Here is a 24,555-nt window from a genome sequence, read left to right on the forward strand (position 1 = left end):
CACCATCGCTCCCGCAGGTCCACCCGCCGCCGCCCGGGCGGCCCCGGTCAGAGGCTGCGCAGCACGGCGACGACTTTGCCGAGGATGGCGGCATCGTCTGCCGGCAACGGTGCGTAGGCCGGGTTGTGCGGCACCAGCCAGACGTGGCCGCCCTCGCGGCGTAGGCGTTTGACCGTGGCCTCACCGTCCAGGAGCGCGGCGACGATGTCGCCGTGGTCGGCGGAGTCCTGGCGGCGGACTGTGACGATGTCGCCGTCGCAGATCGCGGCGTCGATCATGCTGTCGCCCCGCACTTTCAGTGCAAACAGCTGGCCCTCGCCGACAAGGCGGCGGGGCAGGGACAGTACGTCCTCGACAGACTCTTCCGCGAGGATCGGTGCGCCTGCGGCGATCTGGCCGACCAAGGGGACGTCGGCCGTCTCGGGGGTGGTGCCGGTGGGCGCCTGGTCGAAGCCGGTGTCACGGTGGGGCCGGACGCGGTAGGCGCGGGGGCGGTGGGGGTCGCGGTAGAGGATGCCCTTGCGCTCCAGAGCCATGAGCTGGTGCGCGACGGATGAGGTGCTCTTGAGGTGGACCGCCGCGCCGATCTCGCGCATTGACGGGGGATACCCCTGGCGGGCGACGGTGCGCTCGATGAAGGTGACGATGTCCGCCTGTCGGGTCGTGAGTCCGTCGGGGCCGGTGACGATTCCGGGCGGGCGTCCGGCCCGGCCCGCTGATTCGGTGACGTGCATGGTGCTTCCCCCCTGGCGGGATCTTGCTTGACGTGGACCGTAACCCCGAAACCACAGCAAAGGGAACACCAATTCGATGAACGCTCTCCGGCGCTGGTCAGGAGGCGGCTCGGTAGGCGGCGGGGCCGATGACGCCGGCGCCGAACTTGTCACGGACCCGGTCGACGGCGGCTTCGGCCACCAGACGCGCCTCGCGGGCGTGGTCCAGCGTGATCTGCCGGGCCACGGTGCCGGCGTTGCACAGCTCCTCTGCCCGAAGGGACAGTGCGGTCAGGCGTCCTCGCTGCAGACCTGCGGCGTCCATGAGCCGGTAGGCGGCAGCGCGCAGATCGTCCTCGTGCGCGGAGGGCTCGGGCAGGCGGTGGGTCTTGCTCCAGCGGCCGGTCCCGGCGAAGGACAGTGTCAGCGTCAGCGCCTGGGGTGATTGCCTGCGGCGACGCAGCGTCCGTCCGAGCTGCACGACCAGGCGGAGCAGGGCGGAGCGCACGTCGGGGCCGTCCAGCGCGTGCCGGGCAAAAGAGCAGCTGACGCTCACGGAGGCGGGCAGGGAGCGCGGGACGACCGGACGGGGGTCGGCGCCGCGCGCCCGGTCGCGGGCCAGGCGGCCGGCGCGCCCGCCGAGCAGCCGCTGGACGGTCTGGGCGGGGACGGCAGCGAGCAGACCTGCGGTGTGGATGCCGTAGTGGTGGAGCACGCCCGCCTGCCGGGGGCCGACGCCGTGCAGGGCTTCCACCGGCAGCCCGGCGAGCCACTCCGCAGCCCGGTCGGGGGCCACGACCAGCACCCCTCCAGGCTCGGGGACCTGAGCAGATGCGGTCGCGGCCACGCTGATCGTAGGACCGATGCCGATGCGAAGGTCGGCGCCACAGCGGGTCAGCGTTCGCACACGCAGCATCTGGCCCAGTCGGTCCACGTCCGCGCCGACGCCGTGGTAGCGCAGGGCGCCCTTCAGCTCGGCGAGGGCCGCGGTGGGCGGCAGAGCCTGCACGACGGGGGACAGCTCGGCCAGCTGCTCGAGGACGAGGCGGTACAGCTCCTCCGGGAGACGGTCCGGGCAGCGCACGTGCATCACGGTGGGGACCCGCCGCGCAGGTGCCTGGTCGATCGTCACGTCGTCGCCTCCTCTCTCCTCAAGGATATCGAACACATGACCGAATGACTGTGTGAGGATCTCACCACCGGACGAATCGTCCCGTTGCGTGCTGCTCCGCTTCGCCCGTCGGGTCGTGGTGTAGAGACTGCGACGTACCTCGCCCCACCCGCCCCGCTCCGGCCGGCGGGCCCATGCCTCCTGCGGCGCGGCGGGCGGTTACGCGATCGCGGTCCCCACCACTGAGTTCGCTGCCAGCAGCGCATTGAGCAGGGCCACGGTCTCGGGCGAGCTGTCGAGCCCGGTTTCGGTCGAGATCCGGTTGAGCTGATGGGCGGTGCGCTCGAGGCCGGCCCGGTCGCCGGTCTCGCTGTAGATCTGGAACAGGTCGCGGTAGAGAAGTTCGGCCTGGATGTCGCAGGTCAGTCCGATGGAGACTGCGCTGGCCGCGGCGCGGAAGTCACGGGCGGACATGCGGCGCATTGCCAGCTCGTGGGCGACGTCGACGCTGGCGGAGATCATTTCCTGGATGTTGTGCTCGGCCCAGGCGTAGCGGCTCTGGTCTATGCCGGAGAACGGCCGGCCCCGTACGAGGGCCAGGGCATGGGCGAGTGCGGTGTCGGCGTCCTCGCCGTGGTGGTGCATGCCCTTGGCGTACAAGTCCTGGAACTGGTGCCAGTCGGCGGTGACGTCGGCGTTGAAGCTGTAGACCCCGTCGGTCACCGGCAGCAGGTAGGTGCTGTCGGGGGCGTCGGCGGGCAGGCGCGGGTCACGCCCGAGCCAGGTCCGCAGCTTGCTGATGGAGGTGTTGCGGGTCTTGGCGTTCACCCGCTGGCCGGGCCAGATGGCCTCGTCGAGTTCGTGGCGGTTGCGTCCGGGGTGCAGCACGAGCCACGCCGCGATCTCGGTGAGGCTGTTACGGCGGTAGGACTCGACACGACCCAGCGCACCGACCACGTCGACCGTGCCCAGGACCCGGATCTGTGGTGCTGCCGGCGGGTCAGGCGGGGTGTTCAGCGCCGCGAGGATGTGGGAGGTGACGGCGGTGACCCGGGCCAGGGGCGGCCTGGGCGCCTGCACGGCTGCAGCTTCGGGGGACGGGTGCTGCTGGTGTGCCTCGTCGGCCGGCGCGCCTTCAGGGCGGGCCGCGCCGTCGCTGGTCTCGTCTAGCTCGTCCGCCATGTCCGTGCTGGAGGCGGTGGTCTGCTCGTCGAGGACTTCCGCGATCACCTCGTCGAAGTCGAGAGGGGCTTCGCTGTCCGGGGCAGAGGGCGTCACCTGCTCGTTCAGGTCCTCCGACGTAGGGACAGCAGCGCTGCTGACGGCGGGATTCAGGGCGCTGTCCTCGTCCGTCCGCCAGATGTCCTCGGAGCCCTCGTCTTCCCCACGGTCCTCGGGGGCGGGGGGTTCCCACTTGGGCTCGAAGTCGTCGTACGCCGATTCCTCTTCCGGGTACGTGGCCGCATCCGGTGCGAGGGCGCTGTCGCCGGAGGCCTCGGGCGACAGGCCTCCATCGCCTGCCGTCTCCGCCTCGCCGGGTGCGGCCGGCGCTTCTGCGGCCGGGGCGAGGGCGCTGAAGTCGGGCAGTGCTGTGGCGAAGTCGCCTGCGGTGGTGGAGGAGACGTGGACCGGCACCTCGCGGGACGGCCGGCCGGCGGCCTGCATCTCGCCGGCCGCCCCGGTCGCGGCGGTGCTGTCCTCGGCGGCCTTGGTCCATGCCGGGGCAGGGACGTCGTCGGTGCGGTTGGCCGTCCCCAGCAGATCCAGGAGGGGGCCGTAGGCGTGGGGCTCCAGGCGCTGCAGGGTGACGGTCAGGTCGAGGCCGGGCAGCTGGACTGCGGCGCCGGGGGCGGCGGGAACCAGCCAGGCGCCGGGCAGCTGGAGGGCTTCCTCGGCGGAGGTGATCACCGCCAGGGCGGTGCGGGGGCGTGAGGAGAGCAGGTCGGACAGGGTCTCGGCGTGTTGCCCGCTGGGGGCGGTCGGGCACATGAGGACCCGGGGGATCCAGGTGTCGCCGCCGTCGGCGGACAGGCGGGCGTCCAGCAGGCTGTCCGCGCCGGCGGCGTCCAGGGCGCCTCGCTGGAGGGCGTCGTGTGCGCGCAGTTCGTCCAGCGCGGCGGCGAGCTGAGCGTGGTGCTGGATGCGGGCGGGGAAGACGGCCTCGAGTTCGGCCCCGAGCCCGGACAGCAGCAGGGCCGTGTCGTCGGTGAGCGCGGAGGAGGCGAGTTCGACCGCCATCCCGAGCATGACCGAGGTCACGTCGTCGGTGCTGCCGTGGAGTTGGAGCAGGCCGATGGTTTCGAGGTTGACCAGGACGGGGTCGCCGGCGGGGGTTTCGCCGATGCTGACCAGGGCCGGGTAGGGGGCGGTGATGTCGCGGCCCTCGTCGGGGCCGAGCAGGGAGGTGCCGCGGGCAGGGCACCACCACACGGCGGGGTCGGACTCGCTCTCGGTGAAGGGAGCGATCGCCGGGGCGGGCGCGGACAGGTGCAGTTCGAGGCCGCGCGCATCGAGGCGGGCGGCCTCGATCTCGGGCAGGGGCCGCCCGCTGCGGGCGCAGTTGGCGGCCAGGGTGCGCAGGGCCTGGTGGAGGAGGTCGAGGCCGTCGGCGGAGGAGTTGGCGCGCATCTCCTGCTCAAGTTCGGCGCTGGGGGTGTTCGCTTCGGGCATGGGGATACGCCGCTTGTGGCGCCGGCGGCGCTGCTGGTGGGCGCGGCGTGCGCCGAGCACGGCCAGGACGGTGGCGGCGAACAGGCTGGTGACGGCGGCTGCCGTGACGGCGACGCTCGGTCCGGCCTCCTCGCCCGCGGGCTCGGCGTCCGGGGTGTGGTCGTCGGCGGGAGCCGGCGAGGCCTGCTCGGGCGCGGTCTGCTCGGGGGCGGGGGTGGAGGGCATGGTGTCCCGGTTGGTGTCGGAGCCGGCCGCGTCGCGGTCGGGGGCGGCGGGCTGCTCGGGCGGGGCCGTGTCGGACGGGTCCTTCGCGCTGTCGTCCTGCTCGGCGGGGGAGTCGTGGTCGCCGTCTTCGTGTTCCTCGGCGGGCTTGTCCGGGGCGGGGGAGCCGGTGTGGGGCAGGGCCAGCTGCCATCCGGGGTGGATGTCGTCCGGGTCGGTGAAGGTGCGGCCGTCGACCTGCTTCTTGCCCTGGTTGAGTTGGGCGATGTCCATGTAGTCCGCGGCGTCGCCGAGTTCGTCCTCGGCGATCTGGGAGAGGGTCTCGCCGGAACGTACGGTGTGCTCGCGGTGCCCGGCGTCCTCGGTGTGCTGCGCGTCCTGGGGCTGCGTGTGCTTCCAGTCCTTGGGCATGAGCAGCTTCCAGCCCGGCTGCAGGACACCGCGGGCGGAGAAGGTCGTGCCGTCAACCATGGTGCGCCCGTCGTTGGCCTGTGCGATCTCCGTCCAGCGGTTGGCGTCACCGAGTTCCTGCAGCGCGATCTTCGTAAGGCTGTCGCGGGGCTGGACGGTGTAGCTCGACGCGGACGCGGACGCGGCGGACTGCTGGGCGCTGGCGGGCGCGCTCTGCGGCGCTGTGGCGGTCACCGACGGAGCGTGTGCAGGGGCGTGGGACGGGGCGGCCATGGCGGCCTGGGCCGGCAGCAGGAGCAGGACGCCGCCGACCAGGGTGGCGGCCAGCCGCTGAACGCCCAGTGTCGGCATGGACAGGCTCGGCCGGCCGCGCAGCTGCGCGGGGATCTCCAGCAGGGTGCACACGGCGAAGACGGCCCAGCCGGCCCACCCGCCGGCCATCACCACGGCGAAGAACGGCGCACCGAGGTTGCGGGACGTCATCAGGGCGGTGATCTCGTCCAGGGAGACCCCGTGCGGGAGCAGCACGCCGGTGAGGAACCACAGCAGGGCGGGCAGCCCGGCCAGCAGGGCGAGCAGGGCCAGGAGGCTGGCCAGGCCGCGCGCGAGGTTCGCGGCGAGGCTGCCGGAGCGGCGGGGTGTCATGGCAGGTCTCACTCCTCAGGGGCGCCGACGCCGTGGAGCAGCTCGGCCGAGGCGTGGCCTTCGACGTCCAGCGAGGGCTGGCCGAGGATCTGCAGGAAAACGGTGGGGCGTTGGGTGGTGACGTCGACGGTGATGGTGGTGCCGTTGCCGGCGACGGTGACGGTGCCGTCCACGCCGGCGGCGGACAGGTAGCGGCGGGCCTCGGCTGCGGCCTTGCCCGGGTCGAGGACGACGGCGTCGCCGGGAACGGCCTGGCTCTCGTCGATGGCCTGCGCGCCGGCCCGGGCGGCTTCGGCGGCGAGCGCGTCGGCGTGCTCGATGTCGCGCAGTTTGCCGCCCAGGTCGTAGGTGATCCCGAGCATGATCAGCAGGGGGATCACCATGAGGATCCACCACAGCGACAGGGAGCCGTCATCGGCGCGCAGCCGGGCGCGGAGCGGGTGAAGGCGCATCGGGAGTCTCATCGCTGGCGGTACCTGTCGATCACGGAGGTGAAGGACGACTCGACGGTCTTGGAGCCGAATCCGCTGCCGAGGTCGGCGAGTTGGACGGTGCACCGCACGCGTGCGGTGACCGCTCCGTACGCGCCGAGCGGGGCGGAGAAGCCGGAGGTGTCCACGGTCACGGACGTGCTCGAGCAGTGGAGCTTGCGTTCGGCGAACGCCGCCTGGGCCGCGGCCACGGCGCGTGGGTGGGCCTGGCCGGCGGTGCGTGCGAGGGAGGCCTCGCGGGCGGCGTCGGCGGCCGCGGCGTCGACCGCGTTGTCCGCGGTGATGATGCGCCCGGCGGTCATGGCCAGGGCGAAGAACACAAGCACGGCCGGGACCCAGAGAACGAACTCGAGCGCGATACGGCCCGAGTCGTCGGCCAGGTCCCGGCGCCACGGCGCCATCACGGGTTGGACCACCTCTCCACCGGGCCCGCCGCGTGCTCGGTCACGGTGATGTTCAGACCGAGCACGGACTGGGCCTTGCCGGTCACGGTGAATTCGATGCGGTCGGCGCTGCTGCGCGCGCTCACGCTGGGGGTGAGGAGGGTGTCTCCGACGCGGTCGAAGACCGCGTCGGCCCGCCTGACGCCCTCGCCGGGGGTGCTGCCGTAGCCGCGGGCGCCGGCCACCGCCTCGCGGGCGGCGGTGGTCGCTGCGGTCTTGGCGTAGTAGATGTTGCAGGCGTCCACCACGAGGAACAGCAGCATCAGGACCGCGGGAAAGCAGATGAGCATCTCCAGCGATGCGTCACCGTCGTCCTGACGCAGCCGTCTCGCCTGGCGGCGGAGCCATCTGGGGCACCGGATCACAGGTCACAGACCCGTCATGCCGTCGAGCTTGCCCTGGCCGAGGATCTTGAACGCGGCGATGGCGGCGCCGGCGAAGACGACCACGGCGACGATCCACATGATCATCGAGACGTCGTTGTTGCCGCGGTCGTCTTCCTCGCGCAGCTCGTCCAGGTGCCGGCCGAGTCGCTCGGCGAGGTGGAGCACGGCGGCGTGGGCGTGGACTGCTATCCGCAGGTTCAGGTTTCCGGTCATGATGCTGCCTTCCTTGCGTGGATCAGATGGCGAAGATGCGGGCGAAGGCCGGGAATCCGAAGAACACCAGCAGCACCATGGACAGCAAGCTGACGGGCACTACGAGACTCTCGGATGCGGCGTTGGCGCGCGCCTGGTCGTCGGCGGCTTGCTCGGCAGCCAGGCTCTCGGCACGGCTGCGCAGGGTGGCGTAGATGGCGGCGCCATCGGTGCCGGCGCTGGAGACGATGTCGGCGATGTCGTCGGCGGCCGGCAGGTCGAGCTCGTCGGCGATCTGACGCATCGCCTCCCAGGCGGGTGCACGGTCGAGGCGCGCGCGCAGCAAGGCGGCCTGGATGCGCTGGAAAACCCAGCCGCTGCCGACCTCCGCGGGCCGCTCCAGGGTGTCCTGCGCACCGGCGCTGGAGATCCGTTCCATCGCGGCGAGTTCGGCGTACGCCATGATCGCCTGGGTGGCCTCGGCGCGGGCGCGCGCGGCGCGCCGGGCGAGCTGCCGGTCGGGCAGGAACCACATCGCCGCGCCGGTCAGCAGCCCGACCAGGCCGGACAGGGCGATGGGGAACTGGATGCCGGCCATCGCGACGATCAGGGTGAACAGGGACGGCAGCAGCAGGCCCACGGTGAAGTGGAGCAGCTTCGCGCCGAACAGTTCACCGACTGATTCGCCCACCAGGTTCAGGTTCTTGACCGGGATGGTGATGCCGGGCCAGTGGCGTACGCGCTCGGCCACCGCCTCGCCCGTGCGGGTGAGGAAGGGCGCCTCGTCCTGGTCGCTCTTGCGGGAGCGGGGGGCCGGGGTGCCGTGCAGGCGTTCCAGGGCGGGGCCGAGAGCGGGCCCGGACGGGAAGAGCTCGCGCACGAGCAGGAACAGGCCGGCGCCCATACCGGCACCGATGAGCAATGACAGGGCGAGCGGGGTCACTTGGCTCCCTCCGGCTGCACGGCCGGCGCAGCCGCGGCCGTGGGTGTGGCGGGGACGGCGCTGCCCATGAAGCCCGGCAGGGTGACCGTGGCTCCGAGCCGGTTCATCCACCAGAACAGGGCGATGACGGCGGCGACCAGCAGCAGCATGACGATCATCCCCAGGGGGGTTCCGTAGGGGGCGACCTGCTCCTTGTTGAAGGAGGAGGCGATGACGACCACGACGGTGATGGCGCAGATCCAGCGGACCGTGGTGCGGTGCTTGGCCCGGTGGGCCTCGGTGTCACGGCGGCGGCGGACGATGTCCTTGGTCCGGGCCGCCATGTCGGACAGGACATCGGCCAGGCCCGGGCCGCGGTCGCGGATGCGCAGCAGCAGGGCCGCGGCGACCAGGTCGGCCCGCGGGTCGCCCAGGGCCCGGGCGAACGCGGTCAGGGCCTCGCGCGGCTCCATGCGCGAGTGCAGCCGCACGGCAAGGTCGGCGACCTCCCGCTCGATCGCCTTGGGCGCGGTGCGTACCGAGGTGGCGATCGCGTCCTCGATGCCGGTCCCGGTCATGACCAGGTCGGACAGGCGCTGGGTCCACTGGGCGAGCGCTTCGAGGCGCTCGATCTGCTCGGTCGCGGTCCGGTTGGGGTTCAGCAGCCACGGCAGGAAGAACACCGCCAGAGCCGTGAGCAGCGCCGAGGGCAGCCAGCCGGTGACCGTCCAGGTGAGCATGGCTCCACCGGCGGCGCCGGCGAGCTGCAGGCGCAGGACGCGGCGGGCACGGGGCGGACGGGCGGTGCGGACCTTCACCGGGCGGGCGGCAGCCGGGGCGCGGGTGCCGCGCACCCCGGCGACGATCAGCAGCAGGCCGGCCACCGCACCGGCGGCGGCGAATCCGGCAATCAGCATCCCCATCTCAGGCCACCTTGCCGTTCGGGCGGGCCGTCCAGGCCCCGATGTTCTGGTACGTGGACAGCCACTCCGGGTGGAATCCCGCCTGGAGCAGGTCGTCGAGGCAGGCGGGCTGGATGCCGGTGGGCACCGCGCGCCCGTCGGGGCCGGGGCTGTAGATCCGGTTGAAGGACGGAGCCCCGGTCAGTTCGCTGAACTCGCCGGTGACTTCCAGCACCTGGTGGACGAAACGTTCCTTCGTGCCGCCGTGCTCGGTGCGGTCGTCCATGTGGATGTGCACGACGAAGTCCAGTGCCATGGCGGCGGTGAGGTAGGCGAGTTCCTGCGTCATGCCGCCGCCGTGTTGGATGCACAGCTGGGCGATCCGGGCGAAGACCGCGTCGGCCCGCTTGACGTGGATGGTGCACATCGAGCCGCCCTCGCCGGCGCTCATGGCCTGCAGCATGGGCACGATCTCCCTCGAGCGGACCTCCCCGACGATCATGCGGCGCAGCATCATGCGCAGCGACGGCGCGATCAGGTCGGCCAGCTCGATCTCACCGGCGTCCCGCCCGTCGACCCGTTCCCCGTTGCCCTCGCGGGCCTCCATCGGCACGACCTGCTGAAGGTGGCCGATCTCGTGCAGGAACAGCTCGTACTCGGTCTCCAGGGTGCCGACCCGCTCCTGGGGGTCGATCTCGCGGGCGAGCGCGATGAGCATGGTCGTCTTGCCGACGCCCTGCGTCCCGCTGATCATGATGTTCTTGCGGGCGGCCATCGCGGCCTTGAGGAAGTGCATCAGGCTCGCGTCGATGGTGCCGAGTTCCACCAGCTTCTCCAGGCTGGCGTCGCGCACCCGCTGCTTGCGGATGACGACGTAGGGCCGCGGCGTGACCTCGGTCAGCGCCTGCAGACGCGAGGTGTCCGACAGGCGCAGGGCCAGCGTGGGGGAGGCCTTGGACAGGCTGCGCTCACCGGCTCCGTGGCGCCGGGCGAGCATCTGCAGCAGCTCGACGAGCTCCTCGTCGGACTCGGCGATCGGAGCGACCTTGCGGTTGGGCTGGTTCGCGTAGTCCACCCACACGTCGTCGCAGCCGTTGATCAGGATGTTCTCCACCGCGTCGTCGTCCAGGTAGGGCTGGAGCCGGCCGTGGGCGAACTGCAGGTCGAAGACGGCCTGGGCCAGGCTCGTCTCGTCCGCGGACGTCGGCGAGATCTGCCGGGCCGCGGAGAAGTCGGCGGCCCAGCGCGCCACGAGGTCCTGGATGATCTCCCAGCCGCGCTGCTCGGCCTCCTCGGCCGACATCTCCGTGCCGGCCGACTCCTTGTACGTCTGGTACTCCGGCGCGATTCGCGCGCTGAGCTCGTCCCGCAGGGACCGCACCGTGGCCCAGTCCCACAGCGCCGCGCGGCCGGCGGCCGTGGGCGCGCCGGGCAGCGCCGCCGGGGTGCGCTCGGCCGGCGCGGCCGTTCCGCCGTCCGCTGCGACGGGAACATCGGCCGGTGTGCCGGAAGGCGAGACGGACGCAAACTGGCTCGGCCCGGGGGAGGTGGCCCCCGGGAACAGCGGCCTACCGCGCTGTGTCATGAGCGGCTCCCTTCGTCAGGCGGCGCAGGACGGTGGACGGGCGCAGTTCGGCCGGGGCGTGCAGCCGCAGGTGTTCCTGCACGGCCAGGGCCTGGAGAGTGCGGGCCATCTCCGCGCCCTTGCGCATCAGCGGCGCGCCGGCGAAACCGCGGCCGCCGTCGCCGCCGTGGGTCAGGACACGGGCGGCCTTCTCGTCGAACGGCAGCTCCGCGAAGATCGGCAACTGGAGCTGCTCGGCGACATCGCGTGCCCGGTAGGGGCCTTCGCCGATCACGACGAGGCCGATGCGGCTGCTGTCGCGTCCGTGCAACTGCAGCGCCGCGCGCAGGGCCTCGACCCTGGGCTTGGCCGCGTGGACGGCGCGCAGCGTGGTGCGGACCACGATGGCGGTGAGGTCGGCGCTGCGGGCCAGGGCGCTGGCGGCGCCCGCGGCGCCGGAGCGGCCGAGGTCGACGAGGATGTCGTAGCCGCTCTCGCGCTGCTCCAGGTCGCGGAACAGCTGGGCAAGGCGGGGCCAGGTCTGGTGCAGGCCCGCGGCCTGGGCCGGGCTGGCCAGTCCGGGCAGCAGCAGCCGGTTGGCCTCCGCCTCCGGCTCGGACAGGTTCAGCAGCTGCTGCCAGAACACCTCCTCCAGGTGGCCGCGGCGGTCAGCGATCTGCAGGTGGTGCAGGCCGTGGTCGCCGAAGACGCGGGACTCGAGGTAGCCGGCCGCCACCGACCCGCCGTCCGGGTCGCATTCGGCCAGCACGACCCGCCGTCCGCCCGGCAGCGGCCAAGTCAGCAGAGCGGTGAGGGCGGTTGTGGTGGTGCCGGGACCACCGCTGGCGCCGCAGAACGCGATGACGGCCATCTCAGCCCTCCGCCGGGACGATCGACAAGGTGACCTCTCCGGCCGCGGCCCAGATGGCCAGCCGGGTGCCGTCGAGCTGGGTGACGGCGAGGTCGACCACACGGGCGCCGGAGTTGTCCGGGCGGCCCACCTCGATCACCGTGGCCTGCATCGACTGCCCGGTCTCCTTGTCCTCATCGGTTGCTCCGGTCGCCGAGTCCTTCGGCGTATGGATCACCTTGACCTTCTGGCCCGGGCTCAGCCGGGTCGCCAGAAGCCGCGAGGGGGTGAGCGAGACACCGACCAGCTGCTCCCCGGCCTTGACGAGGGGTTCGTCCGTCACCGACGAGCGGGTCAGCAGGCTGCCGCGGGCCAGGCCCACCGTGGTGCGCTTGCCGATCAGCTTGTTCAGGTCGCGGGCCGGAACAGGGGTGAGCGCCGGATCGGTGGCGATCTGTGCTTCGACGAGGTCTTCGGCCTTCAGCTCGGCGCCCATGGGCACGTCCCGGGCGACGGCGACGACCGGCTCGCGGTGGCTGGTCTCCGTGTACAGCCAGCCGCCGGCGGCACCGGATATGCAGATCACGGCCACGCCGAGCGCGATCCAGCTGGAACGGCGCCGGCGAACGACGGGCTGGCGCACCAGCGACTGCGGAGCCGGCGCCGGGGGCGCAGTGTCGGGTGCTGACGGCTTGGCGGTGGTGCTCATGAACGGCTTCCTTCGCGGTGCGGGAGCATCAGGGCTTGGCGACGGCCTGGGCCTCGCCGATGGTGATCTGGGCGGGCTCGGCCTCCCGCGTCGTGGTGATGTCGCCTTCCTGGCCACCGCCCACCCAGTGGACGACCCAGGTCGTGGTCGCCTTGACGGTGAAGGCGTTGTCCGGCTGAGAAGCGGATGTCTTGGTGTAGAGGTAGCCGCAGTCGGGGCTGGGCCGTCCGCCGAACCGCTTCTCGTATGGTGTGCCTGCGGTGGTGCATACCTCGGTGCCGCCGTCCCCCATCACGTATTCGATCTTCTTCACGGTCGCGGTCGCGGTGACGGTGATGCCGGGCGCGGAGGCGCTGTCGGTGATGGGCCCCCAGGTGCGCAGCGTCTTGTTGTTCCAGATCCACACGGGCATGCCGACCAGGCCGGTCTTGCCGGCCCCCGGCGCGGTGCGGATGTCGGCGCCCAGCAGGCGCATCTTCTTGATCGCTTCCTGGGCCAGTTCCTCGGCCGTGGGACCGCCTCCGAACCCGGGCGGCGGGTTCAGGGACCAGGTGCTGCCACCCATGAGCTCCCGACCCGCGCCGGGGCAGGTCACGTTGTAGACCTTGCCCTTGGCGCGCTCGGCGTCGCTGTCGGGTGCCGCGGTACCCCATTCCCAGTCGGCAGCGTCCTTCGCCGGCTGTGGCTCGAGGATCTCCCAGTAGCACTGACCGACCGGGTTGAACCAGCCCATGTCCTCGTCGTAGCAGGGCACTTCACCGATGTCGTCCCACTCGATGTAGCACTTGGCGGACCCGCCGCCGCCCCCGCTCGGCTTGCCGCCCGGTTTCGGCTTGTCCGGCTTGTCCTGGCCGCCGCCCCCGCCCGCGTTGATGTCGCAGTCGGGGACGAGCTCGGGGCACGTGACGCCGCCGCTGGGCTTGTCCCCGTCCTCAGCGAAGGCCGGAGCGGCGAACAGGCCGAGGTGGAGGGGGACGGCCGCGGCGGCGGCCGCGAGGAGCACCCCGCGGCCGCGCAGGTTCAGCATGTCGACCCCTTGTCGATCGTGGAGTCGGTGATCATCCACCTGCCGCTGCCGTACTGGGCCTTGGACGTCTGCACCTTGCGCCGGCTGGTGCTGTCGAGCTCGGACTTCTTGCCCGTCTTGCGGTTCTCGGGCACGAAGTTCGTGCTGTCGACGCAGTCGACGATCACCGCGCTCTTCGACGAGCCGCCGAGGCTGAGCGTGACCTTCGGGTCGTCCTTCAGCTTCGGCTCGCCCTTCACCACCAGGTCGTTGTTCTGGTAGTAGAAGGCCGCGGCGCGCACCTTCGCCAAGGCCTTGTCGGCGGCGTACTTCTCCAGCTGCGAGCCCTTGAACGACCCGCTGGCGTAGATCTTGACCTGTTCGGCCCACATGCCGCGGTAGGCCGCCAGCACCTGCTCCCGGGCCTGCTGCTCCGGATCAGCGGAAGGAGACGTGCTGGTGACGGGTGCAGCGGACGTCTTCTTGGCGGCCGGGGAGTCGGAGTCGGTGCCGCAGCCGGCCAGGAGCACAGCGGCGCCCAGACCCAACGCGGCCGCCGTGCGGATCTTCGCGGCCTTCGTGACGTCGGCCTTGGACAGTGCCATTGACATATCCCCCTCAATCGTGGTCGTGGAAGTACACCGTCCGGCCCCCGGAGAGGCCCGGGTCAGCCGGCGGGGCCCATGCGAACTAAGGAGCGTACGCGGCCAACCTGCGCCCCGGCATGGTCATTTCTCTCGCCGCTCGTGTTCCGCAGCGCTTGGGCCGCGCAGGCGCCCTCAGGGCGCGGCGCCGGGTGTGGAGAGCCGAGCGGGCCACCACGTCGAAGGGTCTGCCGAGGAGCTCGGCCAGCTCGCGCAGGAGCGCCGGCTCCGGTATGAGGACGCCCCGTTCGATCCTTGACCAGCGGGCCTGCGGCAGACCGAGCGACCTCGCAAGGTCGCGCTGCCGGACGCCGCCCTCCACTCTCAGCCGGGCCAGATCCTCGGTCTCGACCGGCACCAGCAGTGACCGAATCTCCACACCGAGCGCCCTGGCCAACGCAACGAGCGTGCTCAACTGCGGCACGCGCGCTCCGACTTCGTACAGGCTGACATGGGCAGCGCTCAGGCACGGCTCGTACTGTGACGCGGACCGGGCCAACTCCTCCCGCGACAGATTCACGCCTGTGCGTTCGCTCAGCAGCGCGGCCGGAGCAAAGTCGGTCACTCCGCGACCGGCCACCGTCACGTCCTTCCCGCACGAACACGGTCCGGCGAGTCCGCGCGCTCCCCATCGCCGCGGCCGACATCGACGCAATTGAGCGCATCTGACACCCCCTCCGCCCGCAACAGCACAGCCTTCGACAACCACCGCTCCGCCGTGAATCTGAGCGGTGATCAACCCGAATCTGACACCGAACCCCAAGCCCGTCAAGATCGTTTTGTGATGGTTTGTCCGCTTTGATTGTTCGAGTATTTGCAGGCAAGCAGCATTGCGCGGACGTCACTTCGCAGCCGCCGATGTCTGGTCCTTCCCGCGGCGTGACGCGCTGCGCTTCACCGCGGCACCGGCCGCCGAGGCGCGCCGGTGTGCCGCGTCGACGACGGCGAACGAGGCGAGGAACGCGTAGAGGCACGCGGCGACACCCGCGCAGAAGGCGCCGACTGCGGCGGGCAGAACCAGCAGGCGGCCCCATGGCGCCGGCAGGTAGATCGTCGTCATCAGCGTGCCGACGAGGCTGACGGCGAGCAGCGTGAAGAGCACGGCCCGCCCGATGGCGCGCGCCGTGGTCATCTCGGCGGGTGCCCCTCCAGCGCCGGCCCCACGCCACAGCAGCCGGCGCACACGTGCCGCCTTGCCACGTGCTGCGGAGACAACGACCTCAGAAACTGGCTTCATGGGAATCCCTTGGACGGTGAGTGGGTGCCCGCTCCTACTGGGGGGCTGGGGGCGTGGGCGGGATGATCCGCCCGGGCAGGACGGCACCTATGCGGCGACGGCCTCGGGATGGCCTGCGGGCAGCGTGGGGTACCGGGACTGGACCAGGGCGAGCGCCGCCAGCGTCACGCCGCAGGTGATCCGGCCATCGGCCAGCCAGCGGGGCAGCTCCGCAGGTGCGATCCAGACGGGCTCGCTGACGGACTCCATGGCCTCCGGGCGGGCCGACTGCGTCTCCGTGGTGTCCACCGGCGCGACGAAGACATGGATCGAGGAGGCGATGATGCCGGTGTCGGCATGAATGAGGCCGAGCCGGCGCGGCGCCTCGCAGATCAGGCCTGTCTCCTCGCGCAGCTCGCGAGCGGCGGCCGCAGCGAGTTCCTCGTCGCCCTCGACGCCGCCCCGCGGGAACTCGATAGACGCGGCATGGACGGGGTAGCGATAGGAGGGCACGAGGGCGTACCCAGCCGAGCTGACCGGAACAACGACGACGCCGTCCTGGTTCCATTGCCACCGCAGGTACTGGCCGGCGGTGCCCGACGGTGCGACCACATCGTCGTTGAACAGGGTGCCGAAGCGGTTACGGAAGACAGCGACCTCCCGGACCCGTCGTATGGGCGCCGGAACGTCGACAGGCTGCGCGGACCTGGGCCCGGTCACTGTGGTCACTTTTGCCTCCTTCGGGGATTCCAACGCCTATAGAGGTGTCGGGATCAGACGGCGTGTGACACAGCTGGCGGAACTTTTCCCGCGAGCGGCGGCCGGGGCGCGGCCGCTGGCCGAGTACCTGGACACGGGTGAACCTCGGCGGGAGGCGCCTGCCCACCTCACCCTCGGGGCAGGCGCCTGAGATCTTGTCCGCCGGGTTCAGGCCACCAGTCGGCGCAGCCCGCTCATCACGTCTGCGTCGGCGCCGTCGAGGAGGACGGCGAGCTGTGGGAACAGCAGCAGAGCGACAACTTCGGTGGGGGCGTGGAACCACGCGTCGTCCGGGGGCAGTTGGGTGAGCCGGGGGGCCTGTAGTGTCAGCCGCCCGTGCCGGTCGGCGTACATGGCGGGAGCGGGGGGAAAGTCGACGGAGCCACCGCGGCCGAGGGCCTGCACGAGGCGCCCGCCGCGGCCGCAGCGCACCGCGGTGGCCTTGCCGGCGGCCAACTGCTGCTGCAAGGCCTCGTCGGCGCGACCGTCGGCGGGGGAGGGGGACAGGCGGATCTGCTCGAAGACGGCGGCGTTCACCGATTTGGTGATCTCTGGTGCGCTGTCGAGCACGGTGACGGGCTTGACGGCGATGCGGGCGCCCGCCTTCGTCAGGACGACGTCCTGCTGCAGGGCTTGCCGGAGCACGTCGACGACGTCCGTACGGACCGCGGCCTCGGAGGGTTTCGTGCCCGACGCCTGCGCCCACGTGGCGGAGCCGACGGTGACGGTGACCTGTGCGGATGCCTGGATGCGTTTGCTCTGTCCAGCCGTCCCCCCATCGTGACGGGTTCTCTGGACGGCTTGGTGTTGGCCGGGTGCCGTGGCCGGGGCGGATCCGATCACTTGAGAGCCCCCTCGAACATGAGGCGGTCCCCGCCGCGCTGTTCCGCGTCGACGGTCACGGGGCCCGGGACCGCGCGGGAGGGAACGGAGACGTCGACGGTGCTCGTGGCGGTGCGATGCGGTGCGATGGGCGCGTCGTGGTAGCCGAGGCCGGCCGACGCCGTGTCCGCGGTGGTGAGCTCGGCGCCGACCAGAACCCGCACGGTGACGCCCATCCCGGGTCGGGGGTCGTCACTGTCGTTGCGCACCGACAGCTCGAGGGAGGCCTCGCGGCGTCCGTTGTCGTCCGCGGCGAGCTGCAGCGGGGAGATCCGGACGCCGTCCGGGGACCACTGACCGAGCGAGAGCCTCGCGCCTGCGGCCGCGGTGGCCGCGGGAGGGGACGAAGCGGGGGCGGTGGCGCCCGGAACCTTGCCTTCGAAGAACACCGCGTCGGCCTGGGCCAGGCCGGCCTGCGTCGCCTCGAGCGTGACGGTGGCCCGCTGCCCTGCACTGTGCGGAGGAACGGCTACACCGACGTCGGCGGTAAACGTGGCTCCGGGCTTGACCTTGGCGCCGACGTCCGGCTTGGGGAAGCCGGCAACGCCAGGGCCGGTGAACGGCTTCGTCTCGAGGCCGAGTTCTCCGACGCGGACGGTCACCGAGGTCTCGGGCAGCAGAGCGATATCCGTCCCGGTGTTGGTGAGCGCCACCTTTACGCGGGCCGCGGACCAGCCGGAGGGCACCGAGTCCTTCGCGGGCGGTGTCATCTCCTGCAACGAGCGGACCGTCGCCGTCCACGGTCCGCTCTCGAGCGGCTGGGCGGCACCGAAGGAAGCTATCCCGGCCGGCAGTTCGGCCGAGCCGGCCGTGGCCGGCTGCCGGGACCCGGAAGGAGCAGCGGGTGCCGGGGCGTCGTCCTGGCCGCATCCGGTCAGGACGAGGGCCAAGAGCACCGAGGCGGCGCCGACCAGAGGGGCGGTCTTCATGGGTAAAACTCCGTTGATGTGGGCGAGGCTGAGGCTGCGATAGGGATCATGCCAAAGCACCTGATCGCTCGACAGGCTGTCCGCCCTGCATCAGGTCCACGCGCTCATCTTGGCCGGATAAGGCCTACGAAGGGCGGGACGGTACGGGAGGGCGGCCAGGCGGGGTGCCGGAGGGCTGTCCGGAGATGGTGCTGCTCCTGGGGTGCAGATGGTCCGGTTCGTGGAACGGCTGCGGGGGAGGCTGCGCCGGTGCGCAGCCTCCCCGTGCCGGAGGGGGCAGGAGGTCGTAGCCGTCAGGGAGTGGCGGGGATGGCGATGAGGTAGAACTCGTTCCCGTCCTCATCCGAGACGAGGACCGGGTGCCCCTGGTCGACCGCGGTGAAGACGCGGTCCTTGATGTCGTCGGCGCGGTCGGCCGCGGTCAGCGGGGCCTTGAGGCCGGACCGCACCGCCTCGTAGGTGGCGGGCTGCGGCCTGTAGCGGTACCGCTCGCCCTTCACCACCCGGAAGCACTCGTCGATCTCCTCGGTGCTGATGGTGTCGTCGTAGCCCTGGAGTCGGGCGACCTGGCACGTGTTGACCGCGAGGAGCTGCCGGTTGTGGATGTTGCACAGGGCTCCGGGAGTGCCCTGGGGGTGAAAGTGGACGGCGGTGTCGATCGACGTGGGCAAGAGTAATCCTCCGCGATGGACGGGCAGTTGAGGCTCTGTCGAGCTCATGACATATAGAGTACGTCAGTAAATCCAATTAAGCAACCCCCGGAGTTGCCTCCGAGGGTTGTCGTCACGCAGAAGGCTCCGCTGTCAGCGGCCGAGATCGTTTCTGCGCGTATGGCCAGCACCTGTCCGCTGGTCTCGGCCCTACATCGCCGGGGTGTCGGTGGCTTGGGCGTTCGGCGGGAGGGGGGTGGTCCCGGCTGTCGGGAAGCGGAGCTTCTCCACATCGGTGACCGGGGGCTCGTCCTCTCGCGGGTCGTGCTCCCAGTAGTCGAAGCAGTAGCGGGCCGGAGCGTCATCGGGATGTTGGGGCGCTGTGGCGATCGTGCCGCGGCATCGCGCGAAGCGCCGCCCGTCCTGGTAGACGAACCCGGCTGTTCTGCCGCCGCTGACGGTGAAGAGTTCGGGCGACGTGCTGCCGCTCTCCAGCAGGAGCAGATTCGCGGGCGGAAGGCGACGCCATCTGCTGTAGCTCGCTTCGCGCGACCAGTGGTCGCAGAACCACGACAGATCGCGGACCTCAACGGTGTGTGCGCTCAGGTAGAGGAACTCGATGTGCGCGGCAGGGTTTCTCTGGGCGTGGTTCCTCGGCACGTTGTCTCCTGAGGTCACCGGGGGGAATGCGGGCCGGGCGTCAGCCGCTGCCGGAGCTGGCGCGCGAGCCGGCCGAGTGTGTGGCGGAGTACCCCCCAGCGGGGGCGTGCCGCGTACTCGGTTGAGGCGTTGCGCGCGTCGAGGTAGCGATCGCCGGTGGACTGGGCGGGATAGGGGTTGAGTCGGCGTCGGGAACAGAAGGAGTTCCAGGCGCGGATGAACGCCTGCTCATAGGCGTCGTAGTCCTCGTCGGGGCGACGAGGGCGGAAGCAGAACGAGGGCATGACGCTCTCCGGGAGGGGTTATGCGGGGCGGGGGCGCGGCCACGTAGGGGCCTAGTGGGCCTTCGGGCTCTCGGCGGCCTCCGGCCCGTGGGCGATGCGGATGGCGTCGCTTAGCGCCTGGTGCTGTTCCTCGCTCAGCATGCCGAAGAAGGCGATGAGGGCGGCGGTGGGGTTGTCGCTCTGCGACCAGGCGTCGTTCATCAGCGCGGCGGCGTAGGCGGCGCGGGTGGAGACCGTCTCATATCGATAGGCCCGGCCTTCCGGCTGGCGGCGTACCAAGCCCTTCTGATGGAGGTTGCCGAGAACGGTCATCACCGTGGTGTAGGCGATCGACCGTTCCAACTGGAGGTCTTCCAGGACTTCTCGAACGGTCACCGGGCGGTTCCACTTCCACACCCGTGTCATGACCGCGTCTTCGAGTTCTCCCAACGGGCGAGGTGGCTTCAGCACTCAAGTTCCTTGGTGTGGTCGGACGAAGGGAGTTCGTGCAGCCGCCGGCCGATGGTCGGGCCGGGGGCTGCATGGGGGAGGGGTATGGGTGGCACCTCCAAGGGGGGCGAGCCACGGGCGCGAGGGCCGCGGCTGGAGAAGATGTGCGTTGTGTAGCGCTGGCGGGACTCGAACCCGCGACCCAGGACTTATAGGATCCGCGCTCTTCCAACTGAGCTACAGCGCCGGGGGTTGACGGCCCGTACCCGGCGGGTGGGGGGGGTACCGGGTACGGGCCGTGAGGGCGGTGGCCTCTCGCCGACCGCCTAGATAAACTATACAGCATGCAATCCAATTAAGCAATCCTTGGTTGGGGTGGATGCACGGACCCTGGTGCGATCCCGCACGCTGCCTCGTGGGACGCGGAGTGCGGGATCGCCGAGCCGCACGGGTGCTTGGGGTAGGGGCGCGGAGTGAAGCCGATGACCGTCCGCGTCCGTTCTGCCCGCGTACGGCCAACCCGCAGCAGGTAGCGGTGGTTTCCTGGGTGCGCCTGGCGTCGGGCGCCGATCTGGGCGAGGGCCTGATCCAGCCACTGCTTGAGCGCCTCGCCAGGGCCCGGGGGCGGCGGTGGCGCCCCCATCTCCTCAAGGCGCCGAGCGACGCCGGCCGCCCCCGATTCCTGGCGCAGCAGCTTGGACCGCGCCCGTGCGGTGAATGTGCTGCCGTCCGGGAGCACGGTGAGCGTGCGGGCCGTCCCCAGACCGGTGTACGTCGCCGACAGCGCCTGATACACGATGCCCAGATGACCTCTGGTCTGGATGACATGGCCGTGCTCGGTCCGCCGCCATCGTGGGACGGGATCGCTGAACATGACCGCGCCGCGCAGGCCGGCGGCCGCGGCGGATCTCAGCGCGGCCGAGGTGAAGAAGCTCTCGCCGTTGCTGGGTACGGACTCGCTGAGGACGAGGCGCGCGATCTCGGCACTCTCCCGGTAGGGCTCCAGGTGCGGGAAGGCGCCTGTGAGAACACGGGGGTTCATGGGGCTGGCCAGCACCAGGACGCCCACCAGCGGCAGTCCCTCGACCGCGAGGTCGCCGGCACCCAGCGGCGCCTCCTGGTCGAGGAGTCCGTAGGGGTGGTGCAGGACGGCGGGCCAGCCGGACAGGTAGTGGTGCCGCTGCACGAAGGCCTTCGCGGTGGCCTCCGGGATGGCGGTCACCGCGTAGCGCTGGGCTCGGAACCCGCCTTCGGAGACGTGGCGCCACGTTGGGGCTCCGTAGCGCCACCGCTGGGTGAAACCGCGGGGGTCGCCGAGCTGCATGGCCCGCAGGTCGGCGGGCCGCGGGGTGATGATCGAGGTCATGGGCACCTGCGCTGGGCGTCGGTGATGTGGTCGAGCAGGTCCTGACGCCACCACAGGGCGTGGCGCATGCAGTTGTTCTCGCGCTGGTGGGACTCACTGCATCCGCGCTCGTGGCGGCCGCCGTAGGACCAGGCGAGGCTGTCGGCCGAGACCACGCTCTTGTGTGCGATCTTCAGCCCGGCCTTCTTGAAGCCGAACGCGTGGATGCGGATGCCGGCCCGCGCGAGGTCCGCCAGCAGCATCACGGGCAGGTCCAGGCGTGGACGGCGGCAGATGCTTCCGACGCCGACGAGCGGTTCCTTCGTCAGGTCCACTCCGGCCTTGTCGAACATGTCGACGCACTGGAAGTAGCTGACGGACGTCCACCCCTGGATCACGGGGATGATCGGCAAGTCGGGAGCGAGCGAGCGCAGTTCGACGAAGTTCGCGACGGTCAGCTCGAGATGCTGCTTCAACGTCTTGCCCGTCTTGCGGAGCACATCCCATTCGCACATCCAGTCCTGCTGGGCGGCGGCGTGGAGCTGGCCCACCTCCTCGTGGTAGCGGCGGACCGCCGCCGCGTAGGTGCGGGCGTCCTGGCGCCACCCTCCGTGGAGCGAAAGCTCGCTGAATCCCCCGCTGTCGAGGAACCATCTGTGCCGGGCGCGTGGCAGGGCCCGCCGGCCTGTGAGGCGGCGGTGTGAGACACACAGGGGGACGTCGGCCGTCTCGAGCCAGGCCGGGTGGTGGGCGCCCAGGAAGAACTCGAAGGGCGGTGCGGGCGGTGGTGCGGTGGTGGTCACGGCGTGCGGTCTTCCGATGGAATCGGGGCGGACGGGTCGGGATCGGGCCAGGGCGCGGGCAGGGTGGGGTCGTCGTCGCGCTCGCGGACCTTGTCCAGGGCGCCGGCGGCCCGGAGGCGGGGGACGTGCAGTTCGGCGGCCTCGTGGCCGCTGGGCCTGCGGCAGCGTCGGCCCGCAGGCGCCGCGCACCCGGGGCAGTCCAGCGACAGGGGGCAGGTGTAGCCGTCGACCCGACCACCGCAGCGGCACGGTGCCCCGAGCGGTGTCCCGGCCCGGTCGATGAGAATGCCGCTCGCCAGAAGGGCCTGAAGCTCGGACAGGAGAGCGGGACAGGGGACCGGCTGGGTCAGGGCCGCGTCCGGGCGGTTCACGCCGGACACCGGGTGCCCTCGCAGAAGTCTGCGCCCCTGGGCCACAGCCAGGCGATGCCGAGCCTGCTCAGCAGCCCCGTCAGGTCGCTGTCCGGGGGCTTGGGCACCAGAAGGGTCTTGGTGAGGGTGTCGCCGAACAGTCCGCCCAGGTCGAGGAGTTCGCCGATGGCTTCCTGGAGGGCCGGGCGGCTGGTGGTGCCCCGGGCGACGACGAGCCTGCCCGAGGAGAGATCGACCAGGTCGACGGCCAGGGGGTGCGGCTCACCGGCCATCTTCAGGGTGCATCGGCTCAGTTCGTGCCCGGCCGCCAGGAGGTGGTCACGCAAGGCGCAGAGCAGCAGCTCCGCCGCCGCGTCCTGCGGCGCCGGCTCGACTCCTGGGTGGGGGCGGAAAGGGTGGGAGAGGGGAACGGGGGCGACGCGGGCATGGGCCGAGCGCGGCCCCAGGGGGAGGAGTGGAGCGGGCTGAGACGGCAGAGCCGGATCGTGCATGGCGGACCAATCGGGGTGATGACGTGGGGTGGGGCGGGCCCGGCCAGTGAGTCCTGGCCGGGCGAGGGGTCAGTCTGAGATCAGACGCATGCGCTGGGCTTGGGCATCCCACCGGCACTCGGTGTAGAGCCGGTTGAAGTCAGGCATGGCGTCCGGGTGGTCGGCCGGGCATGGCTCCCAGCCGCTGGAGCCCAGTCGCGCGTAGAACCCGTACTCGTGGCACTCGGCCTCGCCGGGCAGGCGTCCGGTCCACGGCGTCCTGCACCGGTCGGTGAAGTGGCCGCAGCCGGAGCGCTGCAACCCGGTGAAGGCGCACCGGGCGAGGTCGCAGAGATCCGTGTGCAGTGATCCGGCCGTCACGTAGCAGCTCGGGCAGGGCCCGTCGGCGGACTGGGTGCCCGCGGCGACGTTGACCAAGTGCTGCAGCCGGGCGCCGATCCAGGCCTCCTTGTACGCCACGAAGGTCTTGACGGTCTCGTCGGTCAGGCCGAGCGGGCCCGTGACCGTGATCTCCCCGGTGTCCGTGACGGCGAGTTGGGTGTCGGTGTAGCTGGTGCTGGCGATGACGGTAATGCTGAACGAGCCGCTGGTGAGCGTGCGGCGGGCGAGTGTCACGGGAGGGCATTCCTCTGGGCGGGGCGGGGCAGTCGTGGGGCGATGGGAGCGGAGGGGCGCGAACTTCGAGGTGCGGGGTTCGTCGGCTGGCCGGGAGCGCCCCGGCGGCTGCTCGGGGCGGTGCTCCCGTGCCCCGCGCGACCACTCTCAATGACGTCGAAGTAAATCCAGTTATGCGACGTCGTCCGGGTGGATGGTGTGGTGCGCGGCCTCGGCGACCAGCGTGCCGAGGCCTGTGCGGAACGGGGTGCCGTCTCCGGGGGCGGGGTTTCCCTGCTCATCGCGGAACTCGACGAGCAGAAGCCGCGCCAGGGTCTGCTGTGTCGGCCACGGCACTCCTCGGGCGAGCCGCCCGTCAGGCCCGATCTCTTCCGTCAGGGCCTTGATCTGCCCCCTGTTGAGGGCGGCGCGACGGCCTGCCGCGGTGATGATGAACGGGCGGGAGTCGTCGGCACGGTTCAGGTCCTCGAGGGCGGCTTGGCCGTCGAGAACGAAGCCGTCGGTGTCGTTGCGGTAGGCGTACTTCTCCGTGACGAACAGGCGCAGCATCCTCGGGCCCACCTTGGGCAGGTGGCCGTCGGGGTGCACGGAGGCCGTCCGCAGACGGGCGACGGCCGTTGCCGTCAGCGTGGTGGAAGGCATGAAAAGCTCCCGGATGTCGGGGTGGAACGAGGGGTGATCCTTCAGCGGAGGGTGAGCCGGGGGGCGTAGTGTCGGCCGATGTCGCCGCACGGGATCTCAGCGCCCGCGCGCCGGGCCTGGTTCAGAAGGCCTTTCAGGGTCCGCTTCTTGGAGTCCGCGTGCGCACCGAGGTGTGGCCGTGTGATGCGCTTGGGCAGCCGGTCCAGCGGCCACTCCCACACGAGGTGGTGGGGGTACTTCGGGTTCCGCTGCCGGTCCAAGGGACCGATCGTCCGGCGGCCCTCCGCCGTGTAGACGGACAGGGAGTTGGCGCAGAGGAACTTGCCCTCGGGGAAGAGCTCCGCCACGACGGCACAGATCGCGTCGAGAACCTCGGGGGTGGTCTCCTTGAGAGCGGCCCGGGCGGCGTCCATCTTGCTGATGGCATCTATCTCTGGGGTGTTCACGGGTCTCCCGGGGATGTTGGCTCTGGGGCAGTGGGTGCCGTCACGTGCGGCGGGGGCAGCCGCCCGGGGCACTCACCAGCATCACCCACACAATACATCCGTAAATCCAGTTATGCAATCTCTGGGTGTCCGACACCCAAGGTCTCTGACTG

Annotated in this window: 30 protein-coding genes and 1 tRNA gene; all 31 read right to left on the reverse strand. The window is 71.2% G+C overall.

Annotated elements, in window-relative coordinates:
* Positions 1–47: 47 nt before the first annotated feature.
* On the reverse strand, positions 48–734 hold the full coding sequence (gene lexA, locus SZN_RS01145; protein ID WP_007490728.1) for a transcriptional repressor LexA: 687 nt from the start codon (positions 732–734) through the stop codon (positions 48–50).
* A 97-nt stretch (positions 735–831) separates the two neighbouring features.
* Entirely contained in the window at positions 832–1,803 is a 972-nt protein-coding gene (locus SZN_RS01150; RefSeq protein WP_050814982.1) for a DNA polymerase Y family protein, read from the reverse strand.
* A 240-nt stretch (positions 1,804–2,043) separates the two neighbouring features.
* Positions 2,044–5,772 carry a LysM peptidoglycan-binding domain-containing protein gene (locus SZN_RS43110; protein WP_007490730.1) on the reverse strand — a complete coding sequence of 1,243 codons (3,729 nt, stop codon included), beginning with the start codon at positions 5,770–5,772 and terminating at the stop codon, positions 2,044–2,046.
* A gap of 8 nt (positions 5,773–5,780) precedes the next feature.
* Positions 5,781–6,224, reverse strand: coding sequence for a pilus assembly protein TadG-related protein (locus SZN_RS01160; RefSeq protein WP_007490731.1), 444 nt, complete (start codon positions 6,222–6,224; stop codon positions 5,781–5,783).
* Between the two features lie 8 nt (positions 6,225–6,232).
* Complete coding sequence (locus SZN_RS01165; RefSeq protein WP_244313263.1) at positions 6,233–6,679, reverse strand: TadE/TadG family type IV pilus assembly protein; 447 nt, start codon at positions 6,677–6,679, stop codon at positions 6,233–6,235.
* Positions 6,664–7,071, reverse strand: a complete 408-nt coding sequence (locus tag SZN_RS01170; protein WP_279627005.1) for a TadE family protein — start codon at positions 7,069–7,071, stop codon at positions 6,664–6,666. The genes SZN_RS01165 and SZN_RS01170 overlap by 16 nt, the downstream gene beginning before the upstream one ends.
* A 3-nt stretch (positions 7,072–7,074) precedes the next feature.
* A complete protein-coding gene (locus SZN_RS01175; protein ID WP_007490734.1) occupies positions 7,075–7,305 on the reverse strand; it encodes a hypothetical protein in 231 nt (76 codons plus the stop codon).
* A 22-nt stretch (positions 7,306–7,327) separates the two neighbouring features.
* Entirely contained in the window at positions 7,328–8,227 is a 900-nt protein-coding gene (locus SZN_RS01180) for a type II secretion system F family protein (protein WP_007490736.1), read from the reverse strand.
* Complete coding sequence (locus SZN_RS01185; RefSeq protein WP_050814974.1) at positions 8,224–9,129, reverse strand: type II secretion system F family protein; 906 nt, start codon at positions 9,127–9,129, stop codon at positions 8,224–8,226. The genes SZN_RS01180 and SZN_RS01185 overlap by 4 nt, the downstream gene beginning before the upstream one ends.
* A 1-nt stretch (position 9,130) precedes the next feature.
* Entirely contained in the window at positions 9,131–10,693 is a 1,563-nt protein-coding gene (locus tag SZN_RS01190; protein WP_007490740.1) for a TadA family conjugal transfer-associated ATPase, read from the reverse strand.
* Entirely contained in the window at positions 10,677–11,543 is an 867-nt protein-coding gene (locus SZN_RS01195; protein ID WP_007490743.1) for a hypothetical protein, read from the reverse strand. Before SZN_RS01195 ends, SZN_RS01190 begins: the two co-directional genes overlap by 17 nt.
* 1 nt (position 11,544) lies before the next feature.
* Complete coding sequence (locus SZN_RS01200) at positions 11,545–12,231, reverse strand: SAF domain-containing protein (RefSeq protein WP_007490745.1); 687 nt, start codon at positions 12,229–12,231, stop codon at positions 11,545–11,547.
* A 28-nt stretch (positions 12,232–12,259) separates the two neighbouring features.
* Positions 12,260–13,258, reverse strand: coding sequence for a hypothetical protein (locus tag SZN_RS01205; protein ID WP_007490747.1), 999 nt, complete (start codon positions 13,256–13,258; stop codon positions 12,260–12,262).
* Positions 13,252–13,842 carry a hypothetical protein gene (locus SZN_RS01210; protein ID WP_007490749.1) on the reverse strand — a complete coding sequence of 197 codons (591 nt, stop codon included), beginning with the start codon at positions 13,840–13,842 and terminating at the stop codon, positions 13,252–13,254. The genes SZN_RS01205 and SZN_RS01210 overlap by 7 nt, the downstream gene beginning before the upstream one ends.
* An 85-nt stretch (positions 13,843–13,927) precedes the next feature.
* Positions 13,928–14,461 (reverse strand): helix-turn-helix domain-containing protein, encoded by a 534-nt coding sequence (locus tag SZN_RS01215; RefSeq protein ID WP_139063508.1) that lies wholly within the window; start codon positions 14,459–14,461, stop codon positions 13,928–13,930.
* 261 nt (positions 14,462–14,722) lie between these two features.
* Entirely contained in the window at positions 14,723–15,013 is a 291-nt protein-coding gene (locus SZN_RS01220) for a hypothetical protein (RefSeq protein WP_007490752.1), read from the reverse strand.
* Positions 15,014–15,205: 192 nt separating this feature from the next.
* Positions 15,206–15,826, reverse strand: a complete 621-nt coding sequence (locus SZN_RS01225; RefSeq protein WP_244313264.1) for an NUDIX domain-containing protein — start codon at positions 15,824–15,826, stop codon at positions 15,206–15,208.
* 198 nt (positions 15,827–16,024) lie between these two features.
* Positions 16,025–16,501, reverse strand: coding sequence for a hypothetical protein (locus SZN_RS01230; protein WP_139063509.1), 477 nt, complete (start codon positions 16,499–16,501; stop codon positions 16,025–16,027).
* Between the two features lie 194 nt (positions 16,502–16,695).
* Entirely contained in the window at positions 16,696–17,667 is a 972-nt protein-coding gene (locus SZN_RS01235; RefSeq protein WP_007490756.1) for a hypothetical protein, read from the reverse strand.
* Between the two features lie 293 nt (positions 17,668–17,960).
* Positions 17,961–18,338 carry a hypothetical protein gene (locus tag SZN_RS01240; protein WP_007490758.1) on the reverse strand — a complete coding sequence of 126 codons (378 nt, stop codon included), beginning with the start codon at positions 18,336–18,338 and terminating at the stop codon, positions 17,961–17,963.
* 189 nt (positions 18,339–18,527) lie between these two features.
* The gene (locus tag SZN_RS01245; protein WP_007490759.1) at positions 18,528–18,977 is read right to left on the reverse strand and encodes a hypothetical protein; all 450 of its coding nucleotides are present in this window, start codon (positions 18,975–18,977) and stop codon (positions 18,528–18,530) included.
* 14 nt (positions 18,978–18,991) lie between these two features.
* Positions 18,992–19,261, reverse strand: a complete 270-nt coding sequence (locus SZN_RS01250; protein WP_007490760.1) for a hypothetical protein — start codon at positions 19,259–19,261, stop codon at positions 18,992–18,994.
* Between the two features lie 51 nt (positions 19,262–19,312).
* The gene (locus SZN_RS01255) at positions 19,313–19,636 is read right to left on the reverse strand and encodes a BlaI/MecI/CopY family transcriptional regulator (protein ID WP_244313265.1); all 324 of its coding nucleotides are present in this window, start codon (positions 19,634–19,636) and stop codon (positions 19,313–19,315) included.
* Positions 19,637–19,864: 228 nt separating this feature from the next.
* A tRNA-Ile gene (locus SZN_RS01260) sits at positions 19,865–19,937 on the reverse strand.
* 108 nt (positions 19,938–20,045) lie between these two features.
* Entirely contained in the window at positions 20,046–21,056 is a 1,011-nt protein-coding gene (locus SZN_RS01265) for a Mom family adenine methylcarbamoylation protein (RefSeq protein WP_007490762.1), read from the reverse strand.
* Entirely contained in the window at positions 21,053–21,838 is a 786-nt protein-coding gene (locus tag SZN_RS01270) for a deazapurine DNA modification protein DpdA family protein (RefSeq protein WP_007490763.1), read from the reverse strand. The genes SZN_RS01265 and SZN_RS01270 overlap by 4 nt, the downstream gene beginning before the upstream one ends.
* Positions 21,835–22,209 carry a zinc finger domain-containing protein gene (locus tag SZN_RS01275; protein WP_139063510.1) on the reverse strand — a complete coding sequence of 125 codons (375 nt, stop codon included), beginning with the start codon at positions 22,207–22,209 and terminating at the stop codon, positions 21,835–21,837. Before SZN_RS01275 ends, SZN_RS01270 begins: the two co-directional genes overlap by 4 nt.
* Entirely contained in the window at positions 22,206–22,535 is a 330-nt protein-coding gene (locus SZN_RS01280; RefSeq protein ID WP_007490765.1) for a hypothetical protein, read from the reverse strand. The genes SZN_RS01275 and SZN_RS01280 overlap by 4 nt, the downstream gene beginning before the upstream one ends.
* A gap of 234 nt (positions 22,536–22,769) precedes the next feature.
* Positions 22,770–23,315 (reverse strand): DUF45 domain-containing protein, encoded by a 546-nt coding sequence (locus SZN_RS01285; protein WP_007490766.1) that lies wholly within the window; start codon positions 23,313–23,315, stop codon positions 22,770–22,772.
* A gap of 171 nt (positions 23,316–23,486) precedes the next feature.
* Positions 23,487–23,957: a hypothetical protein gene (locus SZN_RS01290; RefSeq protein ID WP_007490768.1), complete on the reverse strand. Its 471-nt coding sequence runs from the start codon at positions 23,955–23,957 to the stop codon at positions 23,487–23,489.
* Positions 23,958–23,998: 41 nt separating this feature from the next.
* Positions 23,999–24,403 carry a hypothetical protein gene (locus tag SZN_RS01295; RefSeq protein ID WP_139063511.1) on the reverse strand — a complete coding sequence of 135 codons (405 nt, stop codon included), beginning with the start codon at positions 24,401–24,403 and terminating at the stop codon, positions 23,999–24,001.
* Positions 24,404–24,555: the final 152 nt, after the last annotated feature.

This window comes from Streptomyces zinciresistens K42 (assembly GCF_000225525.1).
In the GTDB taxonomy this organism is placed as follows: Bacteria; Actinomycetota; Actinomycetes; order Streptomycetales; family Streptomycetaceae; genus Streptomyces; species Streptomyces zinciresistens.

What these genes read in the sequence shown, in the direction of transcription:
- SZN_RS01200 (WP_007490745.1), bottom strand. Translation starts at nt 12,231, where the DNA reads ATGAGCACCACCGCCAAGCCGTCAGCACCCGACACTGCGCCCCCGGCG.
- SZN_RS01160 (WP_007490731.1), bottom strand. Translation starts at nt 6,224, where the DNA reads ATGCGCCTTCACCCGCTCCGCGCCCGGCTGCGCGCCGATGACGGCTCC.
- SZN_RS01265 (WP_007490762.1), bottom strand. Translation starts at nt 21,056, where the DNA reads ATGACCTCGATCATCACCCCGCGGCCCGCCGACCTGCGGGCCATGCAG.
- SZN_RS43110 (WP_007490730.1), bottom strand. Translation starts at nt 5,772, where the DNA reads ATGACACCCCGCCGCTCCGGCAGCCTCGCCGCGAACCTCGCGCGCGGC.
- lexA (WP_007490728.1), bottom strand. Translation starts at nt 734, where the DNA reads ATGCACGTCACCGAATCAGCGGGCCGGGCCGGACGCCCGCCCGGAATC.
- SZN_RS01190 (WP_007490740.1), bottom strand. Translation starts at nt 10,693, where the DNA reads ATGACACAGCGCGGTAGGCCGCTGTTCCCGGGGGCCACCTCCCCCGGG.
- SZN_RS01290 (WP_007490768.1), bottom strand. Translation starts at nt 23,957, where the DNA reads ATGCCTTCCACCACGCTGACGGCAACGGCCGTCGCCCGTCTGCGGACG.
- SZN_RS01250 (WP_007490760.1), bottom strand. Translation starts at nt 19,261, where the DNA reads ATGCCCTCGTTCTGCTTCCGCCCTCGTCGCCCCGACGAGGACTACGAC.
- SZN_RS01235 (WP_007490756.1), bottom strand. Translation starts at nt 17,667, where the DNA reads ATGAAGACCGCCCCTCTGGTCGGCGCCGCCTCGGTGCTCTTGGCCCTC.
- SZN_RS01175 (WP_007490734.1), bottom strand. Translation starts at nt 7,305, where the DNA reads ATGACCGGAAACCTGAACCTGCGGATAGCAGTCCACGCCCACGCCGCC.
- SZN_RS01150 (WP_050814982.1), bottom strand. Translation starts at nt 1,803, where the DNA reads ATGCACGTGCGCTGCCCGGACCGTCTCCCGGAGGAGCTGTACCGCCTC.
- SZN_RS01210 (WP_007490749.1), bottom strand. Translation starts at nt 13,842, where the DNA reads ATGGCACTGTCCAAGGCCGACGTCACGAAGGCCGCGAAGATCCGCACG.
- SZN_RS01220 (WP_007490752.1), bottom strand. Translation starts at nt 15,013, where the DNA reads ATGACCACGGCGCGCGCCATCGGGCGGGCCGTGCTCTTCACGCTGCTC.
- SZN_RS01195 (WP_007490743.1), bottom strand. Translation starts at nt 11,543, where the DNA reads ATGGCCGTCATCGCGTTCTGCGGCGCCAGCGGTGGTCCCGGCACCACC.
- SZN_RS01205 (WP_007490747.1), bottom strand. Translation starts at nt 13,258, where the DNA reads ATGCTGAACCTGCGCGGCCGCGGGGTGCTCCTCGCGGCCGCCGCCGCG.
- SZN_RS01185 (WP_050814974.1), bottom strand. Translation starts at nt 9,129, where the DNA reads ATGGGGATGCTGATTGCCGGATTCGCCGCCGCCGGTGCGGTGGCCGGC.